Genomic DNA, 14705 nt, shown 5'->3' with positions numbered 1-14705 from the left:
CCTCCCATCACGCGTGTCGACCTCCCGTTCACGTGTCGGCCTCCCGATCACGCGTGTCGACCTCCTGATCACGCGTGTCGACCCTCCCATCACGCGTGTCGACCTCCCGATCACACGTGTCGGCCTCCCGGCAATCAGAGTTCGATGGCCGGGGTGCTCACCGTCCTCGCCCGGCCGACCGTGCGCACCAGGACCTGGACCATCCCGTGCGGCACGCCGCCGACCGCGAACCGGCCCTCCGCGTCGGACGCCGTGGTCAGCGGGCCGTTCGCGGTGCGGACTTCGATCGGGTGCTCGGCCGGCGGGGTCAGCCAGCCGTCCAGGCGGATCGTCCCGCCCGCCTCCGGGCTCACGTTCACCATGATCGTCAGGCTTTCGCTGTCGAACGTGATGAGCCTGCCCTGCTCGGCGGAACTGCGCGCGTCCGCGAGCTGCTCCTGGTCGCGGACGCGCATCACCTCCAGGTCGACGTCCTCCAGCTGGATCGCGAACCGGATCTGGTCCAGCAGCGTGGCGGGCATCGGGTCGGCGTCTTCCCACAGCTCGCGCACGCCGGCCAGCAGCCGGAAGTCGAGCTCGTCCAGGGGCTCGTTCGCGCCGGGTGGTTCGACGGTGGTCACAGCCAATCTCCTTCGCCGTTGGCGAGTAGCTGCTCGCGCAGGCGCGCGAGGCAGCGTCCCCTGGTCGGGCCGATACTCCCCCTCGGCATGCCCAGCCGGGCGCCGACTTCGGCGTAGTCCGGCCGGTGCACGAACGCCACGATCCGCAGCAGGCTGCGGCAGCGCTCGGGCAGGTTGTCCACCGCGCGCCACAAGCGCACGCGCTGGTCCTCGCGCAGCACCCCCTCCTCGGGTGCCGGTGACGCTTCGGAAAGCCGCTCCGGGAGCTCCGGCAGCGGCCGCTCGACCTGGCGCCGTTCCCCCGTGCGCCAGGCCTCCCGTTTGGTCACGGTGATCAGCCAGCCGGTCAGCGCGACCGGCGAGCGGATCTCCGCGAACGAGCCGAGCAGCCGCAGCCACGTCGTCTGCACGACGTCGGCCGCGTGCTCGGGGTCGAGTCCCTGGTCACGCGCCACCTGCCAGAGCAACGGCGTGAGCAGGGAAACCAGCTCGTCCAGCGCCGCGCGGTCGCCCGCCCGCGCGGCGTCGAACAGGGTCGCCACGCGAGCGTGGTCGGTCTTGGCCACGTTCACAGCGAGCTCAGCGCGGTCCAAGCGCGCTTGACGACGGTTTCGCGGTCCACCGTGGCGAGGTCGCCGGACTGGAGCAGGGCCTTGCCGAGTTCGGCGGCGGCGAGCGGCGCGGCGAACGACGTGCCGTCCCAGACCGCGAAGCCGGCGCTGTAGTCGTCCGGGTCGAAGGAGCTGCGGCCGAAGCCGGGTACCTCGTGGTCGGCGGCCGCGGTGCCGCGGACGTCGGTCGGGTAGGTGCTGACGACGCCCGCGCCGGTCGCCCAGCAGCGCACCCACGGACCTTCGTTGGAGAACAGCGCCTTGCTCGTCGTGACGTCGGGGTTGAGCGCCCCCACGCTGATCACCTGCGGGCCGCTGCCGCCGCCGAGCGGCTGGTCGGCGAAGGCCGCCGGGTAGAACCGGCGCGTGGTGGCGTCGTTGCCCGCCGCGGCGACGACGAGCACGCCGAGGTTCAGCAGCTCGGCGACGGCCGCGCCGAACAGGCCGGTGTAGGCCACGTCCACCGGGTTTTCCTCGTAGTAGCCCAGCGACAGCGAGACGATGTCGACCATGTCCTCGGGCCGGTTGTCCGCCTGCGCGGCGCGGACGCGGTCGGCGAGCAGGTGCAGGGCCAGCAGGACGTCGGCTTCGTAGGCGACGCCGTCGCTGTGCACCACGCGGATCGCGAGGGTGTCGGCTTCGGGGCAGGCCTGCCGGATGATCCCGGCGATGAACAGGCCGTGCCCGGTGTCGGTGTCGACGTCGCCGATCAGCGGCTGCCCGGTCGTCGGCGCGTCCCAGTAGTCCCGGAGCAGCTGGGTGGGCAGGGTGGTGCCGGCGTCGAGCTCGCCCTGCCGGATCGCCGCCTGGATGCCGGGCGCGACGGCGAGCCCGGCGCCGGCGGCCGGCGGCGCGGAGCGGTCGGCCAGCCCGAACCACGGGTGCGGGCCGATGCCGGTGTCCAGCACGGCGATCACCGGCCGCCGGTGCGCCGGTTTCTCGCTGCGGTACGGCGGGGCCGCGGCCAGCGTCACCGGGATCCGGTTGGCGCCGCGGGTGCGCCCGTAGGAGCTGCCCGCGCCGAACCCGCTGGTCTCCCACGGCGTGCCGCCGAGGCCGCTGGTCTCCCACGGCACCCCGCCGAACACCGGCGTCGTGAACAGCAGGTGCTCCGGCGAGATGCGCGCGACCATGTCCGGGTCGAGCTCGGGCCGCTCCCCCGACGCGGCGGACCGCAGCAGCTGGAGGGCCTTCCAGCAGTCGAGGACGACCGGGTCGGCGTCTTCGCGGACGCGCAGCAGGACGCGCACGGGCAGTTCGTCGAGCTGCCGGTGCCGGGCGTCCTCGTCGCCGTCGCGGCCGGCCGGTGTGGCGGACACGCCGATGCGGGCCAGCACGCCGTTGATCGTGGTCAGCGTCTGCTCGTCGCGGACGTACTTCTGCGGGACGAGGAACGTGCCGGGCCGGTACACGGTCGTGCGCGGAGCCGGCTGCCCGGCCGCGACGACGGCCGTCGCCGGGTCCAGCACGCGTGCGCCGTGCCGGTCGAGCACCTGCCTCGGCGGGACCGGGAGCTCGTTGAGCGTGCTCGCGTCCTCCGTCGCTGCTTCCGCGGTCTCGTCCCGCAAGAACCTGACGACCATCGGGTCCACCCTCCTGCTGCCTCTGCCCCCGCCATTGATCACCGCCGGCACCCGGGAAAGACCCGCGGGCCGAGACCGGGATACGACATGCGCGTCACGAATGCATAACGGCGACGGCAAACGGGTGACGACGTATCTGGCGGGCCCAGATCACCCACTTGGCCCTCCGGAAGTCACGGGTTTCACGCGGGGAGATCACATGGTTGTGCTCCGGCCGAGCACGCAGGAGGCGGCCTTCACACCGGAACCGGCGACCGGCGGTGGCTGCTTCTCGGTGCCACTCGACCTGCCGCCGGGTCCCGGCGGCAGCGCGCCGGCGCTCGCGCTGCGCTACACGACCGGCGCGCCGGACAGCCCGTTCGGCAGCGGCTTCACCGTCCCGCTGCCGCACGTCGGCGCGGTCGGGGACCCCGCGCCGTCCGAGGCGGCGGGCCGGCTCGTCCGCCACGGCGACGGTTTCCTGCTCACCACGGCCGCGGGCCTCCGGCACTTCCTCGCCCCGGGCGGCGGCGCCACCTGGTACCTCGACCGGACCGAGGACGCCTTCGGCACGGCCGCGACGTTCGGCTGGGCGCACCACAGCGGCCAGGCCTACCTCACGCGCGTCTCCTACGGCCCGTACGAAGTCGAGTTCGGCTACGAGCCCCGGCCGGACGTGCTGCGCCGGGGCCGCGACGGCACCCTCGTCACGACGGCGCTGCGGTGCGCGCGGATCGACCTGCGGGTGCCGGGCTCGGCGCGGCCGCTCGTGCGGCGGTGGGCCCTCGGCTACGACGCCGACGACGTGACCGGCGCGTCCCTGCTGACGTCGGTGGCGCTCACCGGGTTCGGCACCCACGGCGCCGAAACCGCCGCGCCGGTCCTGCGCCTGGCGTACGCCGCCGTCGAAGCCCCGGCGCCGCGGCGGGTCCGGCTGACCGCGCGGGCGCGCTCCGGCGGGGTGTCCGTGCTCGACGCCGTGCCGTACCACGCCCTCGACGACCCGCCCCGCACCGGACGGCTGACCGAGATCGACAACGGGGCCGGGCTGCGCACCGCCATCGAGTACGCGACCGTCGCCTCGGTGCCGGTGGTCCGGCGCGTCTCACGGCGCGAATCGGCCACCGGCCACGCCGGTGTGACCGAGTTCGCCTACCACGACAGCCGGCCGCCGGGTTTCGGCCGCGTCGTCCAGGACGACCTCGGCGACGAGTACGCGCCCACCCTGCGGACCGTGCGCTGGTACGGCGAGGGCGGCCTGGACAAGGAGGAAACCTACGGGCTCGACGGATCGCCCGAGGCCGACCGGCCCTACCGCCGCGTCGAGCACTTCCGTCGTCCACAGTGGACGAAGACGGTGACGACGGAGTTCGAACGCCGCGAGGCACCGGTTTCGGTCACCACGAAGGAGACGGTCCTGGACGCGGCCGGGAACCCGGCCCGGGAGGTGGAGACGACCGAACGGCCCGGGCGCGCGCCCGTCGTGCGCGAGACCCGGACCGCGTACGCCACCGACCCCGAACGCCGGTTCACCGCACTCCCGGCCCGCGTCCGCGAGGTCGACGGCACCGGGAAGGTGCTGTCCGACCGGATCTTCCGGTACGACGAGGAGCCCGACGGCTCGGCCGGCTCCCACGGCTTCCGCACCGCCCAGGAAGAACTGGTGCTCACCGACGCGCTCGTCGCCGACGTCTACGGCCCGGTCCCGCCGGACCTGCGGCACCACGGCTACCACCGCCGTGCCGGGGAGGACGGCTGGTGGGTCACGACGTTCCACGGACGGCTCGCCACCGTCACCGGGCTGCGGACCACGACGACCGATCCGCTCGGCCACACCCGGGAGGTCCGGTATTCGGCCGACCGCTGCTTCCCCGAGCTGGCCACCGACCCGCTCGGGAACGTGACGATCACGCGCCACGACGTCCGCACGGCGCAGGTGTGCGAGGTGACCGACCCGGCGGGCGCGGTGACCACGGTGACGCACGACCCGCTGGGGCGGCCGGAAACCGTGGTGCGGCCGGGTGACTCCGCCGGCCTGCCGACCGTCCGGTACCGCTACGACGGCACGCGCGTCACGACCGAGCAGCGTGCGGTGTCCGGCGAGGCGGAGGTGCTGGTGACCGCCGAGCTGCACGACGGCGCCGGGCGGCTGCTGGAGCGGCGGCACGCGGAGCTGCTCGGCGACGTCGTCGACGAACACCACGAGTACTGCGCGCGGGGCCTGGTGTGCCGCACGAGCCGGGCCTTCCGCGACGGCGATCCCCTGCCGCCGCCGGCCGAGTTCCGGTACGACGCACTGGGCCGTCCGCTCCCCGTGGCCCGGCGGGACGCGGACCCCGGCGAGGGGGCCGTACCCGACCTGCTCGGGCGGGAGCTGCGCGCCGCGGACGGCACCGTGCACGTCCGGGACGCGGCCGGGAACGTCGTCGAGTCGCGGACTCCGGGCGGCCACACGGTGTTCCGCGTCCGGGACGCGGCCGGCCGGGTGGTCGCGGTGCTGGTCGACGACCCGCGCGGCACGCCGGTCACGACGTTCACCCACCACGACGGCGGCCTCGCCGTCCCGCTCGGCGCGGGGCCGCACAGCTGCGGGCGCCTGGTGCGCGTCACCGACGAATGCGGCGTGACGCAGTTCGGTTACGACGCGCTCGGTCACCCGGCCGAGACGCGCTGGCGCCCGGCGCACGTCGCCGTCGAGTACCGGCTCGACGTGAAGCGCCGGGCCGACGGCCGGGTTTCGGAGGTCGTCCACCCCGACGCCGGTGACGGGCGGCTGACCGTGCACCACCAGTACGACGAGGTCGGCAGGCTGGTCAGCGTGCCGGGGTTCGTCGACGCCGTCGGCCACGACCTGAGCGGCCGCCGCACCGCGGTGCACTACGCGAACGGCGTCAGCGAGCACTGGGCCGGCGGGCGGCACCTGCTCACCGGGCCGGGCGGGCTGGTGCGGGAGATCGAGCCCGTGCACGTCCCGGAGCCGCTGACCGGCAGCGAAATCCGGGACGCGTTCGGCCGGTTGCGCGGGGTGCACGGCGACGACGGCGTCAACGCCCTCTACAGCTACGACCACTCCGGCCGCCGCGTCCGCACCCTGGTCACCGACGGCTCGCGCATCCACGAAGTCCTCACCCCGGACGACCACTACGCCATCGAAGACGGCGAGCTGGTGATCGTCGTGGCGGACGCGGTGCGGCAGTACGCGGACGGGCGGCGGCGGTACCTGCACTTCGACGACGCCGGCGGAATCGCGCTGGTGACGGACGAAACGGGGGCCGTCGTCGACGACGCCGGCGCGATCAGTCGAGCACGGCCAGGTCCAGCCGGCTGAGGCGCGCGGGATCGGCGAGGATGTCGATCTCGACGATCCGGCCGCCCGAGACCGTGAAGCCGAGCACGGAGAACGGCCGGCCGTCGCGGGTCGCGACCACGCCCGCCGCGCCGTTGACCAGCGCGCGGTGCACCACGCCACCGCCGGCGCCCAGGCGCGAGAACGTCAGGGCCTGGTTCGCCACCGCCGCCGCGCCGCGAACCTCGGAAGAGCCGCCCAGGGCCGCCCCACGGTCGGCGCGCAGCACGACGTCGGAGTCGAGGACCGAGACGAGCGCATCGAAGTCCCCGCCGCGAGCGGCCGCGAGGAAGGCGTCGACGACTTCGCGCTGGCGGCCGAGATCGGGATCCGGCGCGACGGGGGCACCCTGGACCCGCCGCCGCGCCCGGCTGGCGAGCTGCCGCGTGGCGGCCTCGGTCCGGCCGACGATCGGCGCGATCTCCTGGAACGGCAGCGCGAACATGTCCCGCAGCACGAAGGCCAGCCGCTCGGCCGGGGAAAGCGTGTCGAGCACGACGAGCAGCGCAAGGCCGACCGAATCCGCCAGCACCGCTTGGTGTTCGGGGCCATCGTCGTCGCGGCTGACGATGGGATCGGGAATCTCCCACGGCTCTTCGCGCCGGGCCTTGCGGGAGCGAAGCATGTCGAGGCAGACCCGCCCGACGACGGTGGTGAGCCAGCCCCCGAGGTTCTCGACGGCCGCGGAGTCACTCCGGCTCAGCTTCAGCCACGCCTCCTGGACGGCGTCCTCGGCCTCGGTCAGCGAGCCGAGCATCCGGTAGGCGACGGACCGCAGGTGGTCGCGGTGGGTTTCGAAGCTGCGGGCGAGGAGCTCGTCGTTCACGGGCCGGTCCTTTCGCGGGGGCGATCACCACCTTGACGGACGCGGGCACGGGTTTGTGACAGGCCTGACGAGATCCGGTTCGCCGTGTCCACTTGCTGCCCTGTTTTCACGACAAACGGAATTCCAGTATGAATGAGCTTCGGCGCTTCTCCGGCACGGGTGGATAACGGCTGGGCGAAGCTCCCGAGCGTCACGAAGAACTGCCCAGCATGAGCGAAACTTCACCCCGTTGCCCTAGCTGACACAGTCTGACCTGCCCTTACTCTGATGATCGACGCGAAGGTGAACAGCGAACCCGGCGTCGCCCACTCGTTTCGGTCGCGCGGGAGGAGGCGGAGCAAATGTTGAAGAGCTTCGTCTCCTGGCTCGACTCGTACACCTCTCAGCGAGGAGCGCCGGGGGTGATCGGCGACCTGGTCGGGGTGCTGAGTTTCGCGGGCCTCCTGGGGACGCTGTTCGGCAGCCAGCTGGTCCGCGCGGGAGCGTTCCTGGCGGCGGCACTGCTCGTGATCGTCGGGATCCTGTTCGTCCTGGCCGGCAACCGGCGGCTGCGGCGGGACTATGCCGTGTACCGCGAGCTGCTCGCCCAGTACTGCGACTTCATCATCGACCACCGGCCCGAGCCGCTGGTCCTGGTGAACGACTGGGACCAGACGGTGTTCGTCCAGCGCAACGGTGACGTGCGCGAGAGGTTGATCATCAGGGCCGTGGCGCTGCGCGAAGAAGTCCACTTCATCAGGTTCTACGCCGGCAGTGGCTGGGACCAGCCGGAGAAGTACCGGGACAAGGTCGCGATCAACGCCCGGAGCCTGAAGGTGAACGGCAAGCCCGGACCGCACTGGAACGTCACGAAGTCCTGGTTGACCAGCCGGCAGATGGCGATGATCGTCCACCTGCACGAACCCATCCGGCAGGGCGAGGAAATCCGTCTCGACATAGAGCGGTTCTGGCCGAAGAAGTGCAAGCCGATCATGTGCGACGGGCAAGCCGAGGACTTCTACTTCCACTCGGGCAAGGTCCTGCAGATCGACAAGGTGACCCACCGGGTCGTCTTCCCGGACGAGTTCACCGTCTCCTACGACGCCATCGGGTTCCGGGACGACCCGGCGACCGGCACCTTCATCACGTCGGACACCGACGCCGACGGCCGCACGGTCGTCACCCTGCACATCGACCACGTGCCCGTCGACGCCAAGTACGGCCTGAAGCTGGACTTGGGGTAGCCCGTCCGCGGGCGGCGCGGGCTACCCCGGCAGTCAGTCGCCGCCTTCGGAACCACCCATGGGAGAAGTCACTTTCGTGTCGCGTGCCGGGTTCACGCCCGCCGGGGAACCGGACGGCCGTGAATTGCGAGGAATACCTGTTGTGGCGTGCCGCAGGGGAAGAAGCCCGAGTGCGGCACGCGGCGACGCTAGCGCATGGTCGGCCGAACCGTCCACAGTGAAGTGTCCCCGGTTCAGGTGATCTTGACGCTGACCCATGCCTCCACCCCGCTGCCGCGAGCCCGGCGTCGCCGATCGCCGGGCCATCTCGATTAGTCGTCCGGAACGCACGATTGTTACAAGGGCACAGATCAGACGACTGCGTGCCGATGAGCGGCATCTTCCCTTGACGTACCGAACACGAGCATCCAATCATCGGATCTCTCCGGACGAGGAGGTCCCTTGAGAATCCGACTGCTCGCCTGCCTCGCCGCCGCCGTCGCGCTGGTGGCGGGGCTGGTCACTCCCGCGCACGCCGAGCTCCACCACCCGCGCCAGGACTGGCTGCGGGCCTCGACCGCCGGGCTGTTCCTGCACTGGGGCATGTTCACCGCGCCGCGGCACACCGATTGTGCCGCTTGGGAGCGGGACGTCACCGATGGCGGGTGGACGCCGGGCTACTGGATCGACGAGGCCGGGAAACTGGGGGCGTCCTACGTCGTCCTCACCACCTTCCACAGCCGGCTGGGGTACGCGCGGCCGTGGCCGTCGAAGGTTCCCGGCAGCTGCTCGACCCAGCGGGACTTCCTCGGCGAGCTGATCGCCGCGGGCCACGCCAAGGGTGTGCGCGTCCTGCTCTACCTGACCGACGACCCGCAGTGGCACAACGAAACCGGCCACGAATCGCTCGACTCGGCCGCCTACTCCGCCTACAAGGGCAAGCCGGTCGACCTGACCACCCGGCCCGGCTTCGGCGAGTTCGGCTACGACCTGTTCGACGAGGTCATGGACCGCTACCCCGGCCTCGCCGGGTTCTGGATCGACAACGACAACGAGTACTGGGAGCAGCACGGGCTCTACGAGCACATCCGCGAGAAGCGGCCGGCGATGTTGCTGAGCAACAACAACGAAGACACCCCGATCATGGACACCGTCAGCAACGAGCAGAAGACCGGCATGACGCCGTCCTACGACTACCCGCAGGCGGTCTACACGCCGATGCCGCGGCTCACCGAAGCCGACTACAAGCTGCCGACCAACGGCGACTGGTGGTACAGCGGCGGCGACCAGGCCGTCGACTTCCGGCTCTCCATCGGCCGGTACATCACGAACGCGGGCTCGTCGATCAAGTCGCTGATGGCCGAAACCGCCATGCTGAACGGCAGGTTCCCGCCGCAGCAGGAGGCGTTCAACAACTTCATGGCGTCCTGGACGCAGCCGATCGAGGAATCGCTGACCGGCACCGAAGGCGGCGGGTACATGTACGGCGGCCTGCAGCCCGGCTTCTGGAACGACGGCGCGCACGGCGTGATCACGGTCAAACCGGGCGCGAAGACGCAGTACGTGCACGTCGTCACGCGGCCGTCGACCGACCTGGTCCGGCTCCGGGACAACGGCTACCGCGTCACCGGCGTGTTCGATCTGCGCACCGGCAAGCCGATGCGGTTCGCCCAGTCCGGCGGCTACCTGTCCATTCTGGACATAACAGACTGGGACACCTACGACACCGTGTTCAAAGTGGACACCGCCGGGCAGCAGTACTTCTACGACAAGAACACGATCAGGGCGACCGCGTCGGCCAACGGTTCCGAAGCGGCGAACCTCGTCGACGGCAGCTACCTGAACTACTGGGACGCCGGCGGCCGGCTCCCGGTGTCCGTGACGCTGGACCTGGGCCGGAAGCGGTCGACGGCCTACCTCGCGGTGCACGAACGAGAGTCGTCGCCGACCTACGCCCGGGAGTCCTTCGGCCGCGCCGAAGACTCCGCGCGGATCAAGGACTACCGCGTCCACGCCAGTGACGACGGGAAGAACTGGCGCACGGTACGCACCGGCGCCCTGCCCAGCGCCCGCGGCGTCCAGTTCATCGACGTCGGCGAAGTGCACGCGCGGTACCTGAAGCTCGAGGTGCTGAACACGTGGGCCGGCCCGCAGGCCAAGGCGTTCCACCGGCAGCTCGCGCTCGACGAGGTCGACGTCGCCTACGGCTACCCCGACCCGCGTGGCGAGGTGCCGCTGGAAGCGGAGTCATGGCGCAACGGCTTCGAGGGCAAGGCGACGCCGGTGTGGTGCGAGGCCTGCTCCGGCACGAACGCGGTGACCGGCCTCGACCGCGGCGCGGTCGTCTTCCGGGACGTCCGGGCCACGGGGCCGTCCCGGCTCCAGCTGGACACGACGGGCCCGGGGACGCTTTCGGTGAGCGTCAACGGCGCCGCGCCGATCGCGGTCGCCGCACCGGGGGCGATCCCGGTGTCGCTGACCGCCGGGGCCAACACGATCAAGGTCTCCGGGACCACCGGCCTCGACCGGATCGCGGTGGCGCCCCTGCCACCCGAGTCGTACACGCCGAAGACGACCTTGACCGTGCAACCCGCCGGCGTGCAGTGGGTTTCGCCCGGTCAGCAGGCGCTGCGGATCACCGCGTCGCTGCGGCTGGACGTCGACGACCCGATCGACCAGGTGTCGCTGGCGCCGGTCGTCCCGGCCGGCTGGACCGTGCAAGGCGACGCCGTGACGGCGCCGAACCTGGGCCTCGGCCAGGTCCTCAGTGGAGCGTGGACGGTGACCGCGCCGACGGCCCAGGACGTGAGCATCCCGGTGACGGCGTCGTTCCGGACGCTCGGACGCGCGAAGTCGGTCAGCAAGCCGGTGCAGGTCAGGCCGCGGCCGGCGGACCGGGTGTTCATGCGCGAGGCGGAGGACTCGGCCAACGACATCGGCGACGCCGGCGTCACCAGCTGCTCGGCGTGCTCCGGCGGGCAGAAGGTGCGCAACATCGGTCCCGGCGCGGCGGTGACTTTCCCCGGCGTGCCGGTGCCCGCGGCGGGGCAGTATCCGCTGTTCCTCGACTGCACCGTCAACGGCGACCGGTCGTACTTCGTGTCGGTCAACGGCGGCGCGCCGACGGAGGTCAAGGTCAGTGGCGCCGGGAACAACACGCCGTACACCACTTCGGTCCCGGTGACGCTGACCGCGGGCGCCAACACGATCCGGATCGGCAACGACCGCGCCGGGGCACCGGATCTGGACCGGATTTCACTGGGTTAGCTCCCGCCGCACCCGGGCCGCGTCGATGTCGACGGCGCGGCCCGGGTCCCCGCCCCGCTCGCTCCAGGCCACGGTGACCCACAGCTCCGCGTAGTCCCCGCGATCGACGCGGGGCAGCCGCCAGGTGAGCCGGCCGCCGGTCCGCTCGACGACGTCGCCGCCGACCAGCCGCGACCAGTACGGCGGCACGTGCTGCCCGGCCAGCGAACACCGCCGCAGCAGGTCGGCCCCCGGCCCGCCGACGCTCACCGCGGCGTCGGCGGTCTCGGCCGTGAATGCGCTTTCCCAGATGCGGTCCTCGTCGGGCGCACCGGCCAGTTCGGCCCGGACGACGAACTCGCCGACGTCTTCCCGGGCCAGCACCCGGAAGATGGCGGTCTCGCGGGTGACGCCCGGCAGCCCGGACGCGGTGGCCCCGCACAGCACGTCGAGCCGCACGGAGTCGTGCCGCCACCGGCACAGCCGCGCGCCGGACGCGAGGCCCCAGGTCAGCTCGGGTCTCGCGGGCACGTCCCAGCCCCCGACGCGGACGGCGAACCGCACCTCGCCGAGCGGGGTGACGACGTCGAGCGCCCGCGGAACCGTCCGCGACAGGACTTCGGTGTCCAGCATGCAGACATCCTGGCCCCACCGCGGGAGCGGCGAAAACGCGCCGCGCGAACGTCACCCGACCGGGGACCCGGCCGGAGAAGCTTCAGTCATTCACTCCACGTGGCGGCCAATTGCCAAAAGTGACGAACCACCTCACCAGTCGTGTATTGGTCCAGACAAGTGTTATCGAACCGTGACCGAAGCACCGCTGACTGGGAGCTACTTTGTTGCGACTGGCAACAAATACCTCGTGGATCCCCAACGGCGGAGGTGTCACGGCGTGAACCGGACCTTGGACAAGTTACGACGACGCGGCCCGGGGCTCGCGCTCGTCGCCTCGGCACTGTTAGTGGCAGCCGGGCTCAGCGCCCCGGCGGCGCTCGCTGCGGACGACTACACCCAGAGCGTCACGCAGCTCAGCTCGACGCAGGTGCAGCTCAACTTCACCCCGACGACCCCGGCGCTGTACGTGGACGTCCACTACACCGGCGTTCCCGGCCTCGGCCAGCAGAACGTCCGGATGACCAACGGCTCCGGCACCTGGCGCACCACCGTCGGCGGCCTGAGCAGCGGGAACGTCCTCGACTACTGGTTCACCTACGAGAAGAGCGGCCCGCAGTACGACACCCCGCACTTCAGCTACACCGTCGGCGGCGGGGGCACGACGACGGTCGCGGCGCCGACGTTCAGCCCGCCCGGCGGCACGTATTCGACCGCCCAGACGGTGACGATCAGCAGCGCCACCTCCGGCGCGACCATCCGGTACACGGTGGACGGCTCGACGCCGACAGCGTCCTCGACCCTCTACAGCGGACCGATCAGCGTCCCGAACTCCCGGACGGTCAACGCGATCGCGCTCAAGTCCGGGTCGACGACGTCCCCGGTGTCGAGCGCGACCTACACGATCGGCACCCAGGCGGGCTGCCCGACGCAGTCGGACACCCCGAACTTCGGGTCGAACGTGCGGATCTTCGACCCCGGCATGTCGGCGGCGACGATCCAGGCGCAGCTCGACACGGACTTCAACAACCAGAAGGACACGCTCACCGCGCAGTTCGCCGAGCGCCGCGTCGCCCACCTGTTCAAGCCGGGCACGTACAACAACGTGCACGACAACGTCGGCTTCTACACCTCGGTGGCCGGTCTCGGCCAGAACCCGGGCGACGTGCTGATCAACGGGGACGTCACCGTCGACGCCTTCAACGCCTCCGACAACGGCGTGGCGCTGCAGAACTTCTGGCGCTCGGCGGAGAACATGGCGGTCAACCCGTCCGGCGGCAACGAGCGCTGGGCGGTGGCGCAGGCCGCGCCGTTCCGCCGGATGGACGTCCGCGGCGGGCTGCAGCTGTACCCGGCGAGCTACGGCTACGCCAGCGGCGGCTACATCGCCGACACGAAGGTGGCCGGCCAGGCCGCGTCGGTGTCGCAGCAGCAGTGGTACACCCGCGACTCGGCGCTCGGCAGCTGGAACGGCGGCGTGTGGAACATGGTCTTCTCCGGCACCAGCGGCGCGCCGGCGACCACGTTCCCGAACCCGCCCGAGACGACGCTGGCGACCACGCCGGTTTCGCGGGACGTGCCCTACCTCTACGTCGACGCCACCGGCAAGTACCGCGTGTTCCTGCCTTCGCTGCGCACCAACGCGTCCGGCCCGAGCTGGGCGAACGGCAGCACCCCGGGGTCGTCGGTGCCGATGAGCCAGTTCTACGTCGTGAAGTCCGGTGACACGGCCGCGTCGATCAACAACGCGCTCGCCGCCGGCTGCAACCTGTTCTTCACGCCGGGCATCTACCACCTGAACCAGACGCTCAACGTGACCCGCGCGAACACGACGATCCTCGGCATCGGCTACCCGACGCTGGTGCCCGACAACGGCGTCAACGCGATGCAGGTGTCCGATGTGGACGGCGTCCGGCTCAAGGGCCTGCTGTTCGACGCGGGCACGACGAACTCGCAGGCGCTGCTCACCGTCGGGCAGTCCGGCTCGTCGGCATCGCACGCGTCGAACCCGACGACCGTCCAGGACGTCTTCTTCCGGATCGGCGGCGAGATCGCCGGCAAGGCGACGAACAGCCTGGTCGTCAACAGCTCCGACACGATCATCGACCACATCTGGGCGTGGCGGGCCGACCACGGCAACGCGGGCACGGTCGGCTGGACCACGAACACCGCGGACACCGGCCTCGTGGTGAACGGCGCGAACGTGCTGGCCACCGGCCTGTTCGTCGAGCACTACCAGAAGTACCAGGTGATCTGGAACGGCCAGGGCGGGCGGACGATCTTCTTCCAGAACGAGATGCCCTACGACGTGCCGAACCAGGCGTCGTGGAACGCGCCGTCGGGGGTCGCCGGGTACGCCGCGTACAAGGTCGCGTCGAACGTGACGTCCCATGAGGCCTGGGGCCTCGGGAGTTACTGCTTCTTCGACACGAACCCGGCGGTGTCCAGCTACCACGCGTTCGAGGTCCCGAACACGAGCGGCGTCCGGTTCCACAGCCTGCTGACGGTTTCGCTCAACTACCGGGGCACGATCACGCACGTCATCAACGACACCGGCGGCGTGACGCCGTCGGGCACGGTGCCGGTGAACGTGGTCAGCTACCCGTAAGCTCCAAGCGCCCCAAGGCGGCCTTCGGTGCGTCCCACGCACCGAAGGCCGCCTTGGTTGCGTCTCACGCAC

Annotated in this window: 9 protein-coding genes; 4 read left to right on the top strand and 5 right to left on the bottom strand. The window is 71.4% G+C overall.

Going from position 1 to position 14705, the window contains the following annotated elements; genetic code table 11:
- Positions 1–134: 134 nt before the first annotated feature.
- Genes ACLJOU_RS06350 through ACLJOU_RS06340 form a run of 3 tightly spaced genes read right to left on the bottom strand, consistent with a single transcriptional unit; the run spans position 135 to position 2814 of the window.
- Positions 135–620, bottom strand: a complete 486-nt coding sequence (locus ACLJOU_RS06350; protein WP_410564031.1) for a hypothetical protein — start codon at positions 618–620, stop codon at positions 135–137.
- Positions 617–1192 (bottom strand): RNA polymerase sigma factor, encoded by a 576-nt coding sequence (locus ACLJOU_RS06345; RefSeq protein WP_410564029.1) that lies wholly within the window; start codon positions 1190–1192, stop codon positions 617–619. The genes ACLJOU_RS06350 and ACLJOU_RS06345 overlap by 4 nt, the downstream gene beginning before the upstream one ends.
- Positions 1189–2814 carry a S8 family serine peptidase gene (locus tag ACLJOU_RS06340; protein ID WP_410564026.1) on the bottom strand — a complete coding sequence of 542 codons (1626 nt, stop codon included), beginning with the start codon at positions 2812–2814 and terminating at the stop codon, positions 1189–1191. Before ACLJOU_RS06340 ends, ACLJOU_RS06345 begins: the two co-directional genes overlap by 4 nt.
- A gap of 199 nt (positions 2815–3013) precedes the next feature.
- On the opposite strand from ACLJOU_RS06340, the gene ACLJOU_RS06335 reads away from it, so the two are divergent.
- A complete protein-coding gene (locus tag ACLJOU_RS06335; RefSeq protein WP_410564024.1) occupies positions 3014–6121 on the top strand; it encodes an RHS repeat domain-containing protein in 3108 nt (1035 codons plus the stop codon).
- Here the strand turns inward: ACLJOU_RS06335 and ACLJOU_RS06330 are convergent.
- Entirely contained in the window at positions 6090–6965 is an 876-nt protein-coding gene (locus ACLJOU_RS06330) for a sigma-70 family RNA polymerase sigma factor (protein WP_410564023.1), read from the bottom strand. The genes ACLJOU_RS06335 and ACLJOU_RS06330 overlap by 32 nt on opposite strands.
- Positions 6966–7306: 341 nt before the next feature.
- On the opposite strand from ACLJOU_RS06330, the gene ACLJOU_RS06325 reads away from it, so the two are divergent.
- Both ACLJOU_RS06325 and ACLJOU_RS06320 read left to right on the top strand, forming a co-directional pair.
- Positions 7307–8188 (top strand): hypothetical protein, encoded by an 882-nt coding sequence (locus ACLJOU_RS06325; protein ID WP_410564021.1) that lies wholly within the window; start codon positions 7307–7309, stop codon positions 8186–8188.
- Positions 8189–8629: 441 nt separating this feature from the next.
- Positions 8630–11434, top strand: a complete 2805-nt coding sequence (locus tag ACLJOU_RS06320) for an alpha-L-fucosidase (RefSeq protein ID WP_410564019.1) — start codon at positions 8630–8632, stop codon at positions 11432–11434.
- On the opposite strand, the gene ACLJOU_RS06315 is transcribed toward ACLJOU_RS06320, so the two are convergent.
- Positions 11423–12046: a hypothetical protein gene (locus ACLJOU_RS06315; protein ID WP_410564018.1), complete on the bottom strand. Its 624-nt coding sequence runs from the start codon at positions 12044–12046 to the stop codon at positions 11423–11425. The genes ACLJOU_RS06320 and ACLJOU_RS06315 overlap by 12 nt on opposite strands.
- 259 nt (positions 12047–12305) lie before the next feature.
- Here ACLJOU_RS06315 and ACLJOU_RS06310 point away from each other — a divergent pair, with 259 nt between their 5' ends.
- Positions 12306–14633 (top strand): chitobiase/beta-hexosaminidase C-terminal domain-containing protein, encoded by a 2328-nt coding sequence (locus tag ACLJOU_RS06310; RefSeq protein WP_410564016.1) that lies wholly within the window; start codon positions 12306–12308, stop codon positions 14631–14633.
- The last annotated feature ends 72 nt before the right edge of the window (positions 14634–14705 follow it).

Source organism: Amycolatopsis sp. cmx-4-61, from assembly GCF_046548775.1.
Lineage (GTDB): Bacteria > Actinomycetota > Actinomycetes > Mycobacteriales > Pseudonocardiaceae > Amycolatopsis.
The sequence above is the reverse complement of the archived record's forward strand: the minus strand, read 5'-3'. Positions and strand labels throughout refer to the sequence as shown.

What these genes read in the sequence shown, in the direction of transcription:
- ACLJOU_RS06340 (WP_410564026.1), bottom strand. Translation starts at nt 2,814, where the DNA reads ATGGTCGTCAGGTTCTTGCGGGACGAGACCGCGGAAGCAGCGACGGAG.
- ACLJOU_RS06335 (WP_410564024.1), top strand. Translation starts at nt 3,014, where the DNA reads ATGGTTGTGCTCCGGCCGAGCACGCAGGAGGCGGCCTTCACACCGGAA.
- ACLJOU_RS06325 (WP_410564021.1), top strand. Translation starts at nt 7,307, where the DNA reads ATGTTGAAGAGCTTCGTCTCCTGGCTCGACTCGTACACCTCTCAGCGA.
- ACLJOU_RS06315 (WP_410564018.1), bottom strand. Translation starts at nt 12,046, where the DNA reads ATGCTGGACACCGAAGTCCTGTCGCGGACGGTTCCGCGGGCGCTCGAC.